Raw genomic sequence first — 18208 nt, forward strand, 5'->3', positions numbered from 1 at the left:
GTCGCTTGATCCACTCAGGGCAATCCCGCGCCCCCGAAAGTGGATAACCCTGACATATTACGAATTACCGGCCGACTGCCCTGGCAATGATCAGCCCTGTCCGAGTGTGCAGCCTGTGCTTGGCAGAACTTCCTGGGGGGCTGCCGGGCCGGCGTCGCACGCCCTCAGAGAATGGAGACACACGAATGAAGTACGGTTTCAGAGGCCTCTACGCAGTGACCGGAGCGGTCGCCGCCGGGGCACTCTTCGCCTCGCCCGCGGTCGCCCAGAGCGCCGCGCACGCGGCAGCGGGAGCCCACTACTCCACTCCCGGACTCGTGTCCGGGAAGTTGGCGAACCAGAACGGCCACAAGAAGGGTGAGGTCAGTACGCGCTGTCGCGAGGACGAGCGTGGTTTCGACACGGACATCGTGGCGAACGGGACCTTCGCGAACACCGAGTTCCGCCTGGTGACGAACGGCAAGGGGGAGGCCCTCCTCAACGACAGCCGCAACCCGGGAGTATGGGCAGACATCGATGTCGTCCCCAACGCCCCGAAGTGTGTGATCGACGCCGCCGTGTCCGTTACCGACAGCGGTGCGCTCAACCCCAACAAGCTCTTCCTCAACGTGGAGACCGACAAGGGCGCGATCTACGAGGCTGTGTGCGCCATCACCGCGACTCCGTTCAGCGCGTCGAACCTGGGGACCAGCTGCGGCTCAGGCTTCACTGAGCTTCCGGGGACTCCGGTGCGATAGCACTCCGTGTGCCGGCCCCGGTCCTTCCGCCCCGGGGTCGGCACACTCATGGCATCGCGGTGAAGTCCCGCCGCACGAAGTCCGGGGCGCCGGCGCCTGCCCGGCCTGGTCAGCGACCAGCGGCGCGTGACCTACCGGCCGACCAGACCAAACGCGCCCATCAGCTCACGGCGGTGTTCACCGGCACCCGCCGGCCGACGGCGCACCAGCTCGAGAAGACCGATGGCCGCCCTGCCCCACCGGTACGGATGCGGTCAGAGGACCTCGACGCGCCCGTCCCGGCAACGGTTGCGGGCATCGAAGACGTATGCCCCCGCTTCCGCGACGAGCGCGTAGTCGAAGTCGTCGTGATCGGTGGCCACCACGACCACGTCGGCCGCCCTGATCTCCTCCTCGGTGAGTTCGACCTGGGTGATCTCCGGGGGAACGAGGCGTGAATCGGTGTGCGATTCCGCCACGAACAACCGGGCGCCGAGATCCAGGAGTGAGTGGGCAAGAACGAGGGCCGGCGACTCGCGGATGTCACCGGTGTTCTTCTTGTAGGCCAGGCCGAGTTGCAGGATGCGCGAGCCATTGACCGGTTTACCGCGATCATTCAGCCCGCGGATGATCCGCTCCACTACACGGGCAGGCATGTGGTCGTTGATCTCATTGGCCAGCGTGATGAATCGGAGGTCCTGTTTCAGCAGGCTCTTCGCTTGCCACGACAGGTAGGACGGGTCAACAGGAAGGCAGTGTCCGCCCACGCCCGGCCCGGGGCTGAAGGGCATGAACCCGAACGGTTTCGTGCTGGCTGCTTCGACGGCCTCCCAGATGTCGGCCCCCAACTGCCGGGAAACCACAGCCATCTCGTTGACCAACGCGATGTTGACATGTCGGAAGGTGTTCTCAAGCAGTTTGGTCAGCTCCGCTGTTCGACAGGAGCTCACGCAGACGGTTCGCTCCACGATACGGCCGTAGAAGCGCTCGACGCTTCGCAGCGACTCGGCGTCGATACCGGAGATCACCTTGGGCGTGTTCTCCAGGTGCCAGTCCGGGTTCCCCGGGTCGATGCGCTCGGGACTGTAGCCGAGGTGGAAGTCATCGCCTGCCTGCAGTCCGCTGCCCACCTCCAGCAGCGGGCGCAGCAGACTCTCTGTTGTCCCCGGATACGTCATGGACTCCAGAACGACCGTGGCACCCCGGGTGATGTGGGGGGCGATGTTCCGCCCGGCACACTCCACGAAACTCAGATCCGGCACCCCGTCCCGCAGCGGGGTGGGCACCGTGATGGCGCACACGTCAAAACCGTCGACCCGACAAAAATCGCTGGTGGCACGAAGGTAGCCGCTTTTCATCGCCGCCGTGAGGCGTGCGCTGTCGATGCCTTCAACGTAGGAGTCGCAGGCATTAAGACGCTTGATCCGCAGCTCATCGGTGTCGAGGCCGAGGACGGAATAACCTGCTTCAACCCCACGAATGGCCAGGGGAAGACCTACGTATCCCATACCTACGACAATCAGACTGGGCCTGACTTCGGCATCACTGTTCTGCCGCACCTTCACCACACCCACTTCGTTCCCGAGGACCCCACGGTCATATGCCAGGGGACAGTTATGCACCAAAGTGGCGGCGGTCAGCAACCTTGGTGCGGGTTTCCCGCCAGCATCACCCCAATTCCGTAACCGCCGGCGTGACGCGTCCGAATGAGTAAACATCGGCTGACGGAGTTTCGATTTGATCCGAAACCCGCATAGGTGAACATTGTCTCGATGACCGTCGAGTGCTTGCCCGAGGCACCGAATCCTTATCGCCCGCACCGGAGTGAGACCATACATGGATCATGGTTCGAAGAATCTGGTCACTGGCGGAACACACACCCGTCCAACGCCCTACCTCGGTGGTGTGGCCGTCGCTACCGCCACCCTTGCCGCAAGTGGGGCGACCGCCTTCGCCTTCGGTGCCTTCGACCCGGCTCTCGCGGTGCTGCTCGGTGGTGCGGCCGTCGTGTGCGTCCTCGGGCTCATCGACGACCTCCGCCTGCTGGGCCCGGGGGTCCGGCTGAGCGTCGAGACATCGACGGCCGCGGTAGTAGTGCTGACGGGAGGACACCCGACCGTCTTCGGTGGAGCACTGGACGCTGTCCTCGCCATCGTGTGGACAGTCTTCGTGACGAATGCGTTCAACCTGCTGGACACCCTGGACGGTGCGGCCTCCTCCCTGTGCGTCATCATCGGCGGATCCCTGTGCCTGACCGCACCAGCCGGCGGTTACGAGAGCCTGGGGGTGGTGATGGCCGCGCTGGCTGGAGCCTGCCTCGGCTTCCTCTTCCACCACAGGCATCCGGCGCGGATCTTTCTCGGCGACGCGGGCTCGCTCTTCCTCGGCTTCACGCTGGCGTCCGCGATGGTGGTGCTCCACGATGACGCCGCAGGCCTCTCCGGACCCGTCAGTCTTGTGCTCGCCACGCTGGTCCCGACGTTGGACACCGCGCTGGTCGTGCTCTCCCGCCGTAGGAAGTCGAAGCTCTTGCTGCAAGGCGCCGCCGCCCAGATCGCCCACAGGTTGCAGCGCACGGGCATGACGGTGCGGCAAGCAGTCCGGACCCTGACCCTCGCCGCCGTGGTCGGCTGCCTCTCCTCGATGCTGGTGACATCCGGGTTGCTCGCTCCCGGCGTCTCGCTCCTGGCCGCTTCCGCGGCGAGTGTCATCGCCCTCCAGTTGTTGCTCAAGATCCCTGCTACAGCGCGAACGTCACCGCGCACGCGGCACCGATCGGGGCTCCGCAGGAGTGAGCGGCTCGTTCCGCCTCGCGCTTTGAAGCGCCCTTGGAGCTCCCGGACGCCGTCACAGAGTGATCCGGCCGCTCATTGCGCCCCGTTCAGGAGAGTCCCTGGCGAGGCACCGCCCCACCTTGTCCCGGACCGGGGGATCCCGACAGCACCGCGGTGACGCAGGTGCGCCGAACGCCGCCAGGGGGCGGGGCGTGCCCGCAGTGGACCCTTCTGCGGGCATCGCCGAAATGGGGCCACCCCCTGGCGGCACTCAGATTCCGCCGATCCACCTTTCCAACTGCTCGCACCGCGCCCTTGGAACGCTAGAAGGGCCGGACGCCGGCCGAGGAGGCCGGCGAGCTGTGCCCGGACGGCATGCAGCGGCTGCTGAACCAGGCCGACTGGATCGAGAGTGCGCGGAGGGGATTTCCTTCGGCCTACCGAGTGAGTTTTCGATCCAGACCCCTGGCAAAGGGTTGCCCCGCGGACAAGATCGTCCCGAGGCGCGGCAGCGCGCCGCCACACGCGTGCACGACCGCGCGCGACACCTGGAACTACCGAGAGGCGCTCTCCATGTCCGTCCTGAGGAAATCCCTGCGTCCGTTCCCCGCCGTCACCCTGGGAGTTGCGCTTCTGGGGATGAACGCCGGTCTCGCGCAAGCGGTTCCGGCCGCGCACCAGAAAACACAGAGAGCCGCCCCCACTTCCGACGACTGGCGCAAGACGGCCGTCCAGTACGCGGACGCCCACTGGAACTGGAGCACATGGGACGACAGCACCCCACGGGTGAAGGACGGCCAGGCTCAGCCCGATTTCGAGTGCGCCGAGTTCGTCGCTCGCTCCCTTGCCGCGGGCGGCCTCGTTCCCGGACTGAAGCCGGATGATCCTCAGGATTCCTACTATCACTACAAGGCGCCGAACGGAAAGGAATACGATCTCCTGCTGATCTCGGACGTCATCGGCTACCGAAGCCTCTACGACTTCATCATGGACTACGACCTCGGCGCGGACGTCGGCGACGATCCCACCCAGGCTCAGCCAGGCGACGTGGTGGTCATCTTCAACCCGGACTACTCGGACAAGCTGCACACGGGTCTCGTGGCGCAAGAGGTGAAGGGCGACGCGGATTCGACCGTCGACGCCCACAACAACGCGCACTACCGTCGCACGTACCAGAAATTCGACGCGACCGGATACGCTCACGTCATTCATATCGACCCGGGTGGGATCAAATCACAGAAGCCCGCCGTTCAGCCGCCCTCCGACCCGGACCTCATCCGATCCCACGCCAGTCACGCCCGCCCCTCCTAGTACTGCAGCCGCTGTTCACTCCATTCCTTTCCCCCTGTCATATGGATTTCCGACATCCAGACTGCGGGCCTCCACCGACAGGAAACACCAGATCGCGCAACCAATTGACTTCTCCGAAGATGCACAGGTGAGCGCCGCGACGTGTGTAACATGACATTCCGTGAGGATCACCCAGGAGTCACCCTACGCACGTATGGTGGCCATGTCATATCTGCACCACGTCCTTGACGGGGACTGGATGGAGAGACGGAGACTGGAGAAGGAATATCCGAATCTCTCCGCCGGCGTTGCCGCGGTAGGACTGAAAGCGGTGGATGACATCGCACTGCCCGCCCTTCGGCAAATCCCAGACGCTCGCAAAGAGATAAGGATTCTGCATTCGCGCCAAATTTTCGTCACGCGGACGAGTGTGCCCCCTCGGGTGTTTTCTCGGTTGCAGACTCGAATGTTGGCCCACCTGGTGCTGCGCCTTATCAGTACGGAACGTGCTGTCATCGGCTTCTCTCGTAGAGAAGAACGGCTGTTCGACAGAGCCCAGCGCGCCCAGAGGCTCCGAGACCTGGCCCGAAGCTGGTACTAGGTCTCCCACCCTCCGGCAAGGACGATCGGATCACTTTCCGTGGGGAAACGTCGGTGCGCGGCCGACCCCGAAGAGCCAAAGCCAAGGAGGAGCGGCGACCTCCGTTGGCTGTTGCCTGCTGTGGCGACGAGACAGTGACCGCCGCACGGACCGCAGGGTCGCCGTGCCGCCATCAGTCGCCGCCCTGCCGCGCCAGGGCGGGAGGCGCCACCGCTGGATGCATCATCTTGGGTGCGGATAGGTTTTGGAATGGCCTGTCCCACGCGTCCCTGGACGCTGCCGGCCTTCTGAGCCGGCAGGTCCGGCGAGCTGTGGGGCGACGAACGAAGGTCCTCGGCGAGGCAGCGTGGACGGCGATGATCAGACACGTCCACAGCTCGGCAGCGCGCCGATCGCCAGGCCGGCCGCCTCCTTCGACGACGACGCAGGCATCGCTCTGGAAACCGCACGGCCGCTCATGCGGCGACACACTCCCGCTCTCGCCGTGGCCCCCGAGAGCGAAGGTATCGTCCAGGAGGTCGTCAAAAGAGCCGAGGAATTCGGCGTGGCCCTGGTGCCGGGCTGGGTGACGGGGAAGGACCGGCGAGATCGCGGAGGTGGCCGGCGCCGAGGAGGCCCTCACGGTCGACGGCGTGCTGGAGGCCTTCATCTTCGTCGCCGCGGGGGACGAGGTCCGGGAGCCGCGCAACTCCTTCAACCGGGTGGCCTTCGCCTCGGCTGCCGCGGCCACCGCCGACGAGGCGCTGAACGCCGTACGGGCAGCGACGGATCGTATGGTCGTCAAGACCGTACCCCTGTCCAAGGACGTCCCTGCTCAAGGCAGTTCGACGGAGCAGGCAGGGAGCGGCACGACTAGGCTCGCACGCCATGAAGCTCAACGGATCCGAGTCCGGTAGGGAGAAGGCGTTCTACGTCACCACCCCCATTTACTACGTGAACGATGCTCCTCACCTGGGTCACGCCTACACCACGGTCGCAGGCGACGTACTGGCCCGCTGGCACCGCCAGCGCGGCGAGCAGGTGTGGTACCTCACCGGCACGGACGAGCACGGTCAGAAGATCATGCGCACCGCGGACGCGAACGGTGTCTCTCCGCAGGAGTGGTGCGACCGGCTCGTCGACGGCTCCTGGAAACCCCTCTGGGAGCACCTGAAGATCTCGAACGACGATTTCATCCGCACCACGCAGAAGCGGCACACGGACCGCGTGCAGGAATTCGTGCAGGACCTCCACGAGAAGGGGGAGATCTACCAAGCCGGGTACGAGGGTCCCTACTGCGTGGGCTGCGAGGAGTACAAGCTCCCCGGGGACCTGATCGACGGCGAGGGCGCCTACACGGGCCAGAAGGTGTGCGCGATCCACAAGAAGCCGGTGGAGCTCCTCAAGGAGGAGAACTATTTCTTCCGACTGAGCGCGTATGGCGACAAGCTGCTCGCCCACTACGAGGCCAACCCCGGCTTCATCCAGCCGGAGTCCGCGCGCCACGAGGTCGTGAACTTCGTCCGCCAGGGTCTGCAGGACCTGTCGATCTCCCGCTCGACGTTCGACTGGGGCATCCCGATCCCGTGGGACGACAAACACGTGATCTACGTCTGGGTCGACGCGCTGCTGAACTACGCCACGGCGGTCGGCTACAACGAGAACCCGGAGAAGTTCGAGTCGACCTTCCCGGCCGACGTCCACCTGGTCGGCAAGGACATCCTGCGATTCCACGCGATCATCTGGCCCGCGATGCTGATGGCGAACGGCCTGCCGTTGCCGGGCAGGATCGCGGCCAACGGCTGGCTGATGGTCGGCGGCGAGAAGATGAGCAAGTCGAACCTGACGGGCATCAAGCCCCAGGACCTGACCTCGCACTTCGGCGTGGACGCGTACCGCTGGTACTTTCTGCGCGCCATCGCCTTCGGCCAGGACGGCTCGTTCTCCTGGGAGGACTTCTCGGCCCGCTACACGAGCGAGTTGGCGAACGACTACGGCAACCTCGCGTCCCGGGTGGCGGCCATGGTCGGCAAGTACTTCGGCGGCTCCCTGCCGGCGGCGACAGCGGCGGGCGACGCGGAGAAGGCGCTCCAGGACGGCTTGCGCAAGGCGGTCGCGGAGTCCGACCGGAGGATCGGTGACGAGCTGGATTTCCAGGGCGGCATCCTGGCGATCTTCGCCTTCGTCAAGCAGGTGAACGGCTACATCACCGAGCAAGCACCGTGGACGGTCGCCAAGGACACCTCCGAGGAGGGCCGGGCCCGCCTGGCGACGATCCTGTACACGGCTGCGGAGTCGCTCCGCGCGATCGCGGTGCTCCTGAACCCGATCATGCCGGACACCTCGCAGGAGCTCTGGGAGTCCCTGGGCGCCGAGGCGTCCCTGGGACTCGTCGCGGACCAGAAGGTCCAGGAGGCCGGCACCTGGGGCAGACTGCCCGCCGGATCCGTGGTCACCAAGGGCGCGGCCCTTTTCCCCCGTCTGGGGGACCCCGCACGGGGGTGAGACCGGGCGGGTGTCCGCCGTCGTGCGGCGGCGGACACCCACGTGCCAGGACCGTCCGTGCCCTCATAGACCGCCGTCGAGGTCACGGAGTTGCTCCGCCATGAGTTCCCAGCTGCGCGCGTAGCCCTCTGCGAGGGTCGCCATGGCGTGCATGCAGTGCGGGAGCAGGCTGGCCGCGATGCTCTCCCTGTTCCTGGCGAACGCGGCACTGGCATCGAGGAGACGGAGAATGGATCGCCCGGCGTCGCTCAGACCGAGGGAAGGGTCTCGCCGTAGCGTGTCCAGAATGTCCCCGAACTCCGTGACCGGGACGGGACGGTGCACGGCGGCGGATCGGCCGCGGAGGTCCTGCGCGCGGGCCGTCGTTGCCGCGAGGGAGGCCTCTCCTCCAAGGTCGGGCTCTCGCCGCGCGCCATACGGCCCCGCACGTCGGCGACGGTGGTGGGAGAGACACCGGCCTCCTTCGCTATCTGCCGCAGCGAGGCGGCGGGGTTCTGCAGGAGGAGTTCGGCTACCGGCGTCCGCCCCTGTGAGGGGGCAAGCGGGCGGGCATGGTCGTCTCGCCCCACTCGTTCGCTACCTGCTGCGGTCCCGCTGAACAGGTCCCGCCGAATGTCCGCGGCTTTTTTCGGTGACAGACCCGCGATCGACGCGACTGATCAGTCAGCCCAGTCCGGATGGCTGATCAAGTTCCGCCGCACCGCCGCCATGCGCTCCCGGGCCGAAGTCACTGGTTCGGGGCCGGCAACCAGATCCCGGGTCAGCACTTCTTGGTCTTCTTCCGCTGCGGCGGAGTCCACTCGCCTTGGTGCAACTGGCAGCGGGAGTAGCCGATCATCGCCGGATTCTGGCAGCGTTTGCCGGTCTTGGTATGATTCGACCCATTTGACCGCGGTCTTCCGCTCTTACGGCACGCTGGGCCCGGAATCCCACAAGGAGGAGACCGGCGCAACCGAGGGGACAGCCGAGCGCGGTCCGCCCGGTGCGGGATGTCGGCTGCCGAGGGGGTGTTGCGGCTGTATAGCACCCGCAAACCCCCGGCACCAGCTTGCTCTGTCATCTGGCGAGAGCCTTGCGGCCTGCTTGGCCAGTATGCCATTTTCAATGGCATACTGGGGGTGTGACTGATGACGACGTTGACTTCCTGCCCGGCGACGGCCCCACCAGCGGCATCTCCGTCACGCTGACCGCCGGAACCCTGCAGGCGATCCGTGAGCGGGTCGGCAAGCGGGGCGTCTCGGCGTACCTGGAGAAGGCCGCCCAGCGGCAGATCGAGCGGGACAACCTGGACGAGCTGATCGCGGACTTCGACAGGGTGCATGGCCCTGCCGACCCCGAGGCCGTGGCAGTGAAGCGTGCCCGGTTGACCGGCGGCGCTTCAAATGCCGGAGCGGCCGCGTGAGCGGTGCCCTGGTCCTGGACAGCGAGGGCCTGGCGAAGGCCGTACAGCGTGATCGGGACATCCACGAGTGGCTGACGGCGGCTCGTGACGCGGACCTGCCCGTGATCACCTCTGCAGCGGTACTGGTCGAGGTGATCCACCCGAAGATCAACGAAGCCGCACTGAAGTGGACCCTGTCCCGCCTGAGTGTCGAGCCGGTGACCCAGGCCGTCGCCCAATCCGCTGCCGCTTTGCTGCGTGGAGCGGGGCTGCACGGCCACAAGTACGCAATCGACGCCATGCTGTGCGCGACCGCCCTGCAGCATCCCGGCCGGGTGACGATCCTGACGTCCGATGCAGAAGACGTCGGGCAGCTCACCGCGGAGCATCCACGCGTGAGCGTGGAAAAGGTCTGAACCGAGGCGCCGTCTCGCCGTGCCTCACGGGCAGCCGCTGTTCCCCGTGAGTCCCCGCTGCGTCTCGTCGGACCGGGCACGCAACGGGCTCGCAGATGCACTTTGAGCTGTCCGGGCCGTTTATGCGACGGCTGGCCCGTGACAACGGAGCCGGCACCGGAGCACTCTCAGCCTGAGGAGCCGTCAGTGTCGCCGAGTCCCCGTGTTTCTCCGCTCCTTCTGGCGCGGCTATGGCACGGGCTTACCCCCTCGACGCGAACTACGGTCGGGGACGTTGCTGGATCGCGGTATTCGCTGCTTCTGCGTCCGCTCAACTGCGCCCATCGTCACCTCCGCCGCGCGTGTCGGGATTACCGGCGTAGGCTCCGCGTGTCCGCATGCAGGGCACAACCGAGGGGCGTTCATGGGCGAATCTTGGAAAGCCGGTCCGGAGGCCAAGTCCCGGGTCGGTGGGGATGAGAAGTTGGACGGGACGACTTACCCGGAGAACGTGAGCGGTGTGCCGGACAGCGGGGGCGGGCTACGGCGCCGGCTGTCGTGCCTGGGAGTGGTCACGCTCGTCCTCGCGATGCTGGCTGGAGGGATCGTCTGGCTGTTCCGGGATGAGCTGTTTTACCCGTTCGGCGATGTCCGGGCCTGCCAGGGAAGCGACGTGCAGTTGCCAGGCGTGATCGGCGCCGGGCGTGCAACGATCCCCACCGACGCATCCGACATCCACTACTTCACGCGAAACAGCAGCGCCGAGGTCTCCTTCCTGAGCGCCCAGATACCGAACTACCTACACCGCGCAGGCCTCGTCCCAGATGGCATGCCCCTGTTCGACGAGAATTACGGCAGTCCCTACGGGCTCGGCGACGATGAGACCGAGCTTCCGGATGGCCTGTGCGGCTCGCCACTGCGGGGCCCCGCCTGGAGCTACCAGTCCACAGGCGACACCAGTCCCCGCGTCAGCGTATTGGTCGAACGCTCCCCCACAAGCGGCGACTCCTTCCGGACCCCGGCCCGCGCCGTAGTCAGCTTCGACATCCAGTGACGCACGCTCGGGGCGGCCTCTTTACGCGTCACCGAAGTGCTCCACCGGCCCACCCCCTCCTCGATGCGAACCACCGGCGGCGCGGTCGCCGAGGTCTGCCGCGGTGGTCAACACCCTTGGCGCGATCCAGGCCGAGGTGCATGATCTGGGCCATGAGATTCACCGGTGGCGCAAACATTCCGACCATGTTGGGTTGGCGGCTGAACGCAACGTGGCCGCTGGGTGTGCTCACGATAGAGGACGGCAGGCTTCATCTGCGCGTACGAGCCCTTGGGCCCATCGCGAAGTTGTTCGGAATCAGGCCGCTGGAATGCGCAGCCCAGGAAATTGCCGAAGTGTTCCCCTGTCGTGGGAAGTTCGGTACTTCCGGCGTGGGATTCCGTACCGAAGACACGCGCTGCTTCTATTTCTTGACAGGTCGGATCCAGGACGTACTCGAAGTGTGCCGACAGCAGGGATTCGCCGTCTCGGATGAAAAGCAGCGCGTCAGATTCGGCCGTTGATGTGCATGCCCTACCGGCAACCGGTTGACCAGCGATGACGCCTTGTCCCGACGAGCATCGCACGAGGACTCGTATCAACCCACCATCTTCCCCATCCCGTCCGCCGTCGCCCCACACACCGTGGAGCGGGCGTGGTTCATGGCGTCCAGGTGGAGCGCGCCACTGTACGAACGACCTTGACGCCCTGGGCCGCGTCCGCTCGGCTCTGCCTGGGTCGATGGCGGACGGGATGGGAACTCCCCGCGCAAGCCACTACGGACCCGCGGGCGGGAACGGCGCCCCTCCATCCCGGTGCCGGCCGATCCCCGCCGGAGGCATTCTTCCCGCTCTCCCGTCGAACGTGCACTTGCAGCTCGCGAAGGGCGATGAGACCGGTGACGGTCACCCGGGGGTGTCCGCCTTGGCGCGCGGCGGGTTGGGTTCGAGCTGGGCGGCGACACGTTCTGCGGTGGCGGCGGCCCAGCGGCCGGAGGTGACGGTGCCCAGTACCAGGATGGCCGCCCCGCACCCGGCGATGATCCACCAGGCCGTAGGCCGCGCGCCGGATGCGACCGCGGCGCCGATCACCGCGATGCCGAGCGAGGATCCGACCTGACGGCTGGTCGCGGCGACTGCGGCGGCGACGCCGGCCTGGGCGCGCGGCATGCCGGACACCGCCGTGTAGGTGATCGGTGCGTTGACGAAGCCGAAGCCGAGACCGAACAGTCCGTATATGACGTACAGCGGGATGTCCGAGGGATGGGCGGAGCGGGTGACGGCGACAGCCAGTACACCGCTGGCGCCGATACCGGCCCCCGCGAGGACAAGGGGGATCCGCGGGCCGCGGCTGCCCACGATCCGCCCGGACAGCGGCGGGCACACCAGGGCCAGTATCGCCATCGGCAGCAGGTGCAGCCCGGTGCCCAGGGCGCTCAGTCCCACCACCCGTTGCAGGTAGAGGGTGTTGGCGAACAGGAAGCCACCGAGCGCGCCGAAGGCGAGGACCGCTGTCGCGGTGGCCCCGCTGAAAGGCGCGCTGCGGAAGAGCCGCGGGTCGATCAGCGGTTCGGCGCGCCGGTTCTCGTACGGGATCAAGACGGCCAGCGCGCCCGCTGCCATGATCAGGCAGGCCACGATCGGAGCGGTCCAGCCCTCTCCGGGCGCCTCGATGATGGCGTACGTCAGTCCGCCGAGCAGGACGATCACCAGCAGCTGGCCCACGGGGTCGGCGCGTCGGGCCGTGTGCGCGCGGGACTCCGGGACGAACAGCGCGGCGAGCGTCAGCGCGGCCAGCCCGACCGGCACGTTCAGCCAGAACACCGACCGCCATCCGGCCCACTCCACCAGTACCCCGCCGAGGACCGGCCCGGCCGCCATGCTCAGGCCGACCACCCCGCCCCAGACGCCGATGGCCCGCGCCCGCTCCCGTGGTGCGGTGAAGGTGTTGGCGAGGATGGCCATGGCGACGGGGGTGAGCATGCTGCCGCCCACCGCCTGCACCATACGGAAGACGACGAGCCATCCCGTCGTGGGCGCCAGACTGCACAGGGCCGACCCGCCGGTGAACAGCACGAGACCGAACTGGAAGACGCGCCGCCGTCCGACGCGGTCGGCGGTGGCGCCGGCCAGGGTCAGCAGCGAGGCCAGGACGATGGTGTACGCGTCGAGCGTCCACTGCAGGCCGGAGACGGACGCGCCCAGGGACCGCTGCATCGAGGGAAGTGCGACGTTGAGAACGGTGACGTCGAGACTGACCAGCAGCACGCTCAGGCAGCAGACGGCGAGGACGGGGGCGCGCCGCCCCCGTACGGGATCGGACACGTGGGCTCCCGCGCTCAGTCGGTGGGCCGATGGGTTGCATGTACTTCGGCGAAGTCCCAGACCAGAGCGAGGAGTTGCCCCGGAGTCTCGATCTGGGGCATGTGACCGGTGCGAGGGAGGAGCTCGAACCGGGCGCCGGGGATGGCGGCGGCGTACGCACGTCCGTACACGGTGTCGACGACCTGGTCGCTCTCGCCCCACGCGACGAGGACTGGGAGAGTGACCTTGGCCAGGCGCTCCCGCAGGGTGGGATCGGCCATGGTGTGCGGGCCCGAGTAGACCTGCAGCGCGGCCATGTTGGCGGCCGCGACCGCGCGCTGTTCGTCGGAGAACGTGCTGGGGTCGATGCGGAACTTCTCGACGTCGTGGAAAGAGAGAGCGGACAGCTCGGCGGGTGTCAGGGCGAAGGGGTCGGCGACCGGGTGGCCTGGGACATGGATGCCGGCGGCGTTGACGAGGACGACGCTGCTGATCCGGTCACTGCCGAGCAGGGCTGTTTCGGCGGCGATCCAGCCGCCTATGGAATTGCCGACGACGGTGACGTCCTCCAGGCCGAGGTCTTCCAGCAGTCGGATGTAGACCTGGGCGAGGGTGGGCACGTCGGTCAGCCAGTCGGGCCGGGCGGTCCCGCCGAAGCCGGGGTGGACGGGGGTGATGACCCGCGCCGGCCGTTGCCCGGCGAGGAGCCCGGCGAACCCGGCGACGGTCTGCGGACCGCCGCCGCCGTGCAGGAGCAGGAAGGGGTGACCCTTGCCCCGCTCGTCGTCGGTGAAGCTCAGGTCGACGTCGCCGGAGTCGAGGGTGAGGGTGACAGTGCGGGCGGTGGCGGTCATGGAAGTCTCCAAGTTGATTGTCGGAGGCGGGAGTTGGCGAAGACTGCTGACGCCGCCGTCACGCGTAGTCGGTCGCCGGCACGGTGGCGTAACGGCCCATCATCTGAACGGTCGCCTGCGGGGTCAGCTCCCGACCGCCGGCGATCATGTCCCGCAGGTCGCGGAAGTACTGCACGTACAGGTCGGGCGTGAAGGTGTTGAGCATCACCGCCGGTTCGTCGCCGAGGTTGGCGAAGGTGTGCGGGGCCCCGGGCGGGATCATCGCGAGGGTGCCGGCCGGTGCGACATGTGTCGTCTCCCCGACGGTGAAGTGCACGGTGCCGGAGACCACGTAGAAGCCCTCGTCGTGCTGGGCGTGACGGTGCTGCGGGGGCCCTTCGGTATGCGGGGCGAGGGTGATCTCGGCCATGCCGAGACGGTGCCCGGTGGTGCTGCCGTCCTCGAGGATGCGGATCTGTGCCGGTCCCAGAGGGATCGTCTCGCCGTCGTCCGGACCTACCACGGAAACCTTGGTCATCGTCATCTCCTTCGTGAGAGTTGACTCTCACGAAGGAGGTTAGAGGGTTCGGCATCATCATGCAAGTGCACTCTCACGACGAGAGTGGTCAGTGATAAGGTGAGGGCGGATGGACGGACAGGAAAGGGGACGTACTGGTGGCAACGACGCAGGCGGAGACCGGCCGCACCAATCAGAAGAAGCGCACCCGTACAGCGATCGTCGAAGCCGCCCGCGAACTCATCGGCACGGGCGGCGAGGTGACCATGCCCGCCATCGCGCGCGCGGCCCTGGTCTCCGAGGCCACCGCATACCGCTACTTCCCCGACCTTCCCTCGCTGATCAGCGAGGCCCTGGCCGGCGCCTGGCCGCCCCCCGCCGAGGCGCTCGCACCGGTCGCTGACTCCACCGAGCCCGTCGAACGGGTCGCCTTCGCCTGCGAGTTCCTGTTGCGCGGCATACTCCTCCGGCAGGGAGCGGTGCGCGCCATGATCGCGGCCACCGTCACCCGCCCGGAGACGGCGACCGTCAGGCCCGGGGTCCGCTTCGGGTTGATCGACTTCGCACTCCTCCCTCTGGAGGACACACTCGGGGTCACGGATCCGGAAGTCCTCGCCCAGCTCAAGCGGGACCTCGCCGTGGTCGTCGGCGCAGAAGCCCTCTTCTCCCTCACGGACCTGTGCGGCCTCGCCCCCGACGACGCCATCGCCAGCGCGGTACACACGGCGACCACTCTGACCGAAGCCGCACTGCGGACGAGTGTGCGAGGGTGAGCCGAGCGCGGAGGTCTCTGAAGAGTTTCCGATAAAGCACAAGCCCCAGGCCACTGACCTGGGGCTTCGCTACGGAGCGGGTGACGAGAATCGAACTCGCGCTCTCAGCTTGGGAAGCTTGGGGCTCTTGGCCGCGGTTGCACTGGTGACCTGCGACGGAGCGATGTTGGAGTCCTGGTCGCACGTGGGGCAAGTCCCCGCTGTTCCCCGTGGTTCCCCGCAGGATCTGGCACGCGAATGGCACGGACTCTTCGCCTAGAACGTCCTTTGGCAGAGCTGGGCCCCGGAGTGTCTGAGCCCCAGCCGACGACAGTCAGCCACGACGGCGGGTGCGTCGACCGATCACTCACGCGTATGCCTCGCTGTACCCCCACCGGCCTCGGCCACGCTACTGGCTTGTGTCGTCGACCAGAACAAGCCGCGACTGCCGGCCCGTGACGGACGGTCCGCGAGCCCTCGGCCGGGGTGGTGCGGCGAGTGCAGGCGCTCGTTGAAACGACGTGGGGTCCCTGCGACGCACGCACCTGCTACAAGCCATCCCGCAAACACTGGGTGAGCCAATCGTTTGGTGGGTAGTGTGGAGCGCTGTCGGGGCCGACTACCCTTGTGGCGCTGGCCAGGGTTACGCAGGGGGGTAGTGCAGATTACATGCCAACAGTCACGCTTGCCGATCAAATGCTATTGCACATTTCCACCAGCAAGAGCGCGACAATATCAGCACTTCCAAAAGGCGGCAGCAAATATCCGTTCCCCACGGCTCAATTGCTGCAGCAGATTGTCTCGGATCGTCTGCTCCTAGCGGGAGGGCATCTCCGGGCGGGTGACGCTCTACTTTTTGCGACACAGTACAGATCGGCTATCAGTCGTTTCTATTACGCAATGTACCAAGCGGCGCGTGCCATCGCTTTCGCGGAAATTAAAGGTGACGATCACGAGCGCCATAACATCCTTCCGCGGAATCTCCCGGCGGGCATCGATAGCCCGGTCGCACGTGAGGCTGAACTCGTGGATGCCCGCCTGTTGCGCAATCAGGCTGATTATGACATCTACCCAATCAACGAGTCCGATTGGGAAAACGATGCTCGTGCACTTTCAGCAACAGCGGCCAATTTTGTCCAGATGTGTGAATCTTTCGCCCTGACGAACGGATATATCTGATGTCGGCAAGTGATTACGAAGCCCGCATCGCTCGGGTACTTGACGATGCAGACATCCCCATCGTGCGTGTCGAGGAAAGGTCATTTCCTGGCGAACGATGGTTTCTCGTTTGGGTGGACGAAGACTCGATAGCGGCAGCGCAGAGTCTGGCTGGACCTATTGAGCAAGAACTAAATTCCGTCCACGATACGGAGAATGAATCTCTCGCTGTCACCTTTAGGCCGCATCGTACCGATATTGAAAAGCCTTTGGTCTCGACACCAAAGAGCGTCCTCGCCTCTTCAAAAGTTGACCAACTGATCCAACTGTTGGAAGCTAGGTCGCGCACATCTGACGCACTTCCCAGTCTAAAGTACATGGAAGATCCCCGGGCTAGTCTGGCCGCTATTGGTGCGTCACGTCACCACCTCGTCTACGGTCGACGTGGTGTAGGGAAGACGGCGCTCCTTCTTGAGGCTAAGCGTCTCGCCGAGAGAGAAGGGCACGTAACGGCGTGGATGAATGCCCACACCCTGCGACTGATGAACCCATCTTCCGCTTTCCTTATGGTTGCGGAGACTGTACTAACCTCCTTGATTCAGCATGCAGGCACTTCCCAGGGTGATTCCTTCGCTCGCCTAAAGGATCTCGGCGAGAAAGTCACATCTCTCCGGGCCGCTCAAGTAGATGCAGAGCTCGGCGAAACCATCGCTGATTTGAATAGGGGATTGCGCACGGTTCTGCGAGCGGAGATCGTTCGCCTGTACCTGTATCTCGATGACTTCTACCTTTTTCCCACCTCCGCGCAACCGCATCTGCTTGACTACTTGACTAGCATGCTGCGCGACTGTGATGGCTGGCTGAAGGTTGCGAGCATTGAACGCTTGACGCGGCCTTTCGAGCCGTCCTCGCATATCGGCATTGAAATTCCGCATGACGCATCCAAGATCGATCTGGACGTGACTTTGGAAGACCCTGAGGCCACGCAGAAGTTCTTGGAGTCCGTGCTTACGAACTACACGGAAACCGTGGGGATCTCTAAGCCGTCGAGTATTACCCGTGACGCGGCGCTTGGCAGGCTGATTCTCGGTTCAGGTGGTGTACCCAGGGATTACTTGAACCTTTTCGCCTCTTCGATCGTGGCAGCTAGATCCCGGACAAACGCTCGGGAGGTCGGACAGGAAGACGTCGCAGATGCCGCCGGTAAGGCGGCGCGAGGAAAATTGAGAGATCTAGAGCAGGATGTTTCTGCAGATAACGCCGATTCTTTGACCTCGGCTCTCGAATACCTTTCGTCGTATGTTCGGGGAGAGGGGTACACCTACTTCCGTGTCAATGTTGCCCAAAAATCCCTCCCGGCCTATGAGACTCTTGCACGCCTCGTTGACCTCCGGTTTGCGCACCTGATTCAGGCTACGCTTTCAGACCAGCACCGTCAGGGAGTCAAGTATGAGGCGTACATTCTCGACCTAAGTCAGTACTCAGATGTGCGCTTGAAGCGGGGGCTGCACGTACTTGACCTTGAGGACGGCAAATGGACTTTCAGGTTGAGCGGCAAGGCTAATACGCTCAGGAAATTGAAGAGCACTCTATTCCGAGACGAGTTGCGGCGATCGCCTGTACTCGATCTGGAAGCGCTTGGGCGGCATGCGGGCCTGAACACGGCATGAGGTCGGTAGAACTACTTTTGGGGCCGTGAACTTCGAGGCTCGCGCCAGAGTGGCTGCGTAAAGCTGTGTAGCCGACCGCCCCAGCCGCGATGAACCCCTGCTTCGGCATCTCATAGTTGATCGCTCTGAGCGCGGCACGGGCGCCGGCCGGGCTGGAGCGGGACGGAGGCAGGAGCGCAGGCCCGGCCGGGGGCCGGGCCGCGCGCGGGGAGCGGAGCGAGCCGCCTTGAACCAGTAAAGAAAGTTGTAACTCACCGACTGACGGCTTTGTGGATCTTGGGTGAGTGAGTTCAGAACGGCG

15 protein-coding genes and 1 pseudogene are annotated in these 18208 nt (G+C 65.6%); 12 read left to right on the forward strand and 4 right to left on the reverse strand.

Going from position 1 to position 18208, the window contains the following annotated elements; genetic code table 11:
* The first annotated feature begins 185 nt into the window (after nucleotides 1-185).
* Nucleotides 186-737 carry a hypothetical protein gene (locus tag ACZ63F_RS26985; RefSeq protein ID WP_469714379.1) on the forward strand — a complete coding sequence of 184 codons (552 nt, stop codon included), beginning with the start codon at nucleotides 186-188 and terminating at the stop codon, nucleotides 735-737.
* Nucleotides 738-991: 254 nt separating this feature from the next.
* Here the strand turns inward: ACZ63F_RS26985 and ACZ63F_RS26990 are convergent, their stop codons facing one another.
* On the reverse strand, nucleotides 992-2284 hold the full coding sequence (locus ACZ63F_RS26990) for a nucleotide sugar dehydrogenase (RefSeq protein ID WP_469714381.1): 1293 nt from the start codon (nucleotides 2282-2284) through the stop codon (nucleotides 992-994).
* A gap of 337 nt (nucleotides 2285-2621) precedes the next feature.
* Here ACZ63F_RS26990 and ACZ63F_RS26995 point away from each other — a divergent pair, with 337 nt between their 5' ends.
* The 8 genes and pseudogenes from ACZ63F_RS26995 (at nucleotide 2622) to ACZ63F_RS27030 (ending at nucleotide 11198) form a co-directional block, all read left to right on the forward strand.
* Nucleotides 2622-3668, forward strand: coding sequence for an MraY family glycosyltransferase (locus ACZ63F_RS26995; protein ID WP_469714382.1), 1047 nt, complete (start codon nucleotides 2622-2624; stop codon nucleotides 3666-3668).
* 131 nt (nucleotides 3669-3799) lie between these two features.
* Nucleotides 3800-3913, forward strand: a pseudogene (locus ACZ63F_RS27000) (IS701 family transposase); the annotation flags it as partial.
* 2055 nt (nucleotides 3914-5968) lie between these two features.
* Nucleotides 5969-6277: a hypothetical protein gene (locus ACZ63F_RS27005; RefSeq protein WP_469714560.1), complete on the forward strand. Its 309-nt coding sequence runs from the start codon at nucleotides 5969-5971 to the stop codon at nucleotides 6275-6277.
* Entirely contained in the window at nucleotides 6249-7865 is a 1617-nt protein-coding gene (gene metG / locus ACZ63F_RS27010; protein WP_469714384.1) for a methionine--tRNA ligase, read from the forward strand. The genes ACZ63F_RS27005 and metG overlap by 29 nt, the downstream gene beginning before the upstream one ends.
* Before the next feature lie 1120 nt (nucleotides 7866-8985).
* Nucleotides 8986-9267 (forward strand): hypothetical protein, encoded by a 282-nt coding sequence (locus tag ACZ63F_RS27015; RefSeq protein WP_469714386.1) that lies wholly within the window; start codon nucleotides 8986-8988, stop codon nucleotides 9265-9267.
* A complete protein-coding gene (locus ACZ63F_RS27020) occupies nucleotides 9264-9662 on the forward strand; it encodes a type II toxin-antitoxin system VapC family toxin (RefSeq protein ID WP_469714388.1) in 399 nt (132 codons plus the stop codon). Before ACZ63F_RS27015 ends, ACZ63F_RS27020 begins: the two co-directional genes overlap by 4 nt.
* Before the next feature lie 403 nt (nucleotides 9663-10065).
* Nucleotides 10066-10695 carry a hypothetical protein gene (locus ACZ63F_RS27025; protein ID WP_469714390.1) on the forward strand — a complete coding sequence of 210 codons (630 nt, stop codon included), beginning with the start codon at nucleotides 10066-10068 and terminating at the stop codon, nucleotides 10693-10695.
* Nucleotides 10696-10847: 152 nt separating this feature from the next.
* The gene (locus tag ACZ63F_RS27030; RefSeq protein ID WP_469714392.1) at nucleotides 10848-11198 is read left to right on the forward strand and encodes a hypothetical protein; all 351 of its coding nucleotides are present in this window, start codon (nucleotides 10848-10850) and stop codon (nucleotides 11196-11198) included.
* 381 nt (nucleotides 11199-11579) lie between these two features.
* On the opposite strand, the gene ACZ63F_RS27035 is transcribed toward ACZ63F_RS27030, so the two are convergent.
* Genes ACZ63F_RS27035 through ACZ63F_RS27045 form a run of 3 tightly spaced genes read right to left on the reverse strand, consistent with a single transcriptional unit; the run spans nucleotide 11580 to nucleotide 14348 of the window.
* Nucleotides 11580-12998, reverse strand: coding sequence for an MFS transporter (locus ACZ63F_RS27035; protein WP_469714393.1), 1419 nt, complete (start codon nucleotides 12996-12998; stop codon nucleotides 11580-11582).
* Nucleotides 12999-13012: 14 nt separating this feature from the next.
* Complete coding sequence (locus tag ACZ63F_RS27040) at nucleotides 13013-13831, reverse strand: alpha/beta fold hydrolase (protein WP_469714395.1); 819 nt, start codon at nucleotides 13829-13831, stop codon at nucleotides 13013-13015.
* Between the two features lie 58 nt (nucleotides 13832-13889).
* Nucleotides 13890-14348, reverse strand: a complete 459-nt coding sequence (locus ACZ63F_RS27045; protein WP_358972104.1) for a cupin domain-containing protein — start codon at nucleotides 14346-14348, stop codon at nucleotides 13890-13892.
* A gap of 137 nt (nucleotides 14349-14485) precedes the next feature.
* Here ACZ63F_RS27045 and ACZ63F_RS27050 point away from each other — a divergent pair, with 137 nt between their 5' ends.
* The 3 genes from ACZ63F_RS27050 to ACZ63F_RS27060 all read left to right on the forward strand — a co-directional run bounded on the left by ACZ63F_RS27050 (nucleotide 14486) and on the right by ACZ63F_RS27060 (nucleotide 17907).
* A complete protein-coding gene (locus tag ACZ63F_RS27050; protein WP_469714396.1) occupies nucleotides 14486-15100 on the forward strand; it encodes a TetR/AcrR family transcriptional regulator in 615 nt (204 codons plus the stop codon).
* Nucleotides 15101-15748: 648 nt separating this feature from the next.
* Complete coding sequence (locus tag ACZ63F_RS27055; protein WP_469714398.1) at nucleotides 15749-16258, forward strand: hypothetical protein; 510 nt, start codon at nucleotides 15749-15751, stop codon at nucleotides 16256-16258.
* Complete coding sequence (locus tag ACZ63F_RS27060; RefSeq protein WP_469714399.1) at nucleotides 16258-17907, forward strand: AAA family ATPase; 1650 nt, start codon at nucleotides 16258-16260, stop codon at nucleotides 17905-17907. Before ACZ63F_RS27055 ends, ACZ63F_RS27060 begins: the two co-directional genes overlap by 1 nt.
* Nucleotides 17908-18208 lie beyond the last annotated feature (301 nt).

It is taken from the genome of Streptomyces sp. NPDC104761 (genome assembly GCF_055583445.1).

Coding starts and splice junctions, on each gene's coding strand:
- ACZ63F_RS26985 (WP_469714379.1), top strand. CDS start 186: ATGAAGTACGGTTTCAGAGGCCTCTACGCAGTGACCGGAGCGGTCGCC.
- metG (WP_469714384.1), top strand. CDS start 6,249: ATGAAGCTCAACGGATCCGAGTCCGGTAGGGAGAAGGCGTTCTACGTC.
- ACZ63F_RS27025 (WP_469714390.1), top strand. CDS start 10,066: ATGGGCGAATCTTGGAAAGCCGGTCCGGAGGCCAAGTCCCGGGTCGGT.
- ACZ63F_RS27030 (WP_469714392.1), top strand. CDS start 10,848: ATGAGATTCACCGGTGGCGCAAACATTCCGACCATGTTGGGTTGGCGG.
- ACZ63F_RS27040 (WP_469714395.1), bottom strand. CDS start 13,831: ATGACCGCCACCGCCCGCACTGTCACCCTCACCCTCGACTCCGGCGAC.
- ACZ63F_RS27045 (WP_358972104.1), bottom strand. CDS start 14,348: ATGACCAAGGTTTCCGTGGTAGGTCCGGACGACGGCGAGACGATCCCT.
- ACZ63F_RS27055 (WP_469714398.1), top strand. CDS start 15,749: ATGCCAACAGTCACGCTTGCCGATCAAATGCTATTGCACATTTCCACC.
- ACZ63F_RS27060 (WP_469714399.1), top strand. CDS start 16,258: ATGTCGGCAAGTGATTACGAAGCCCGCATCGCTCGGGTACTTGACGAT.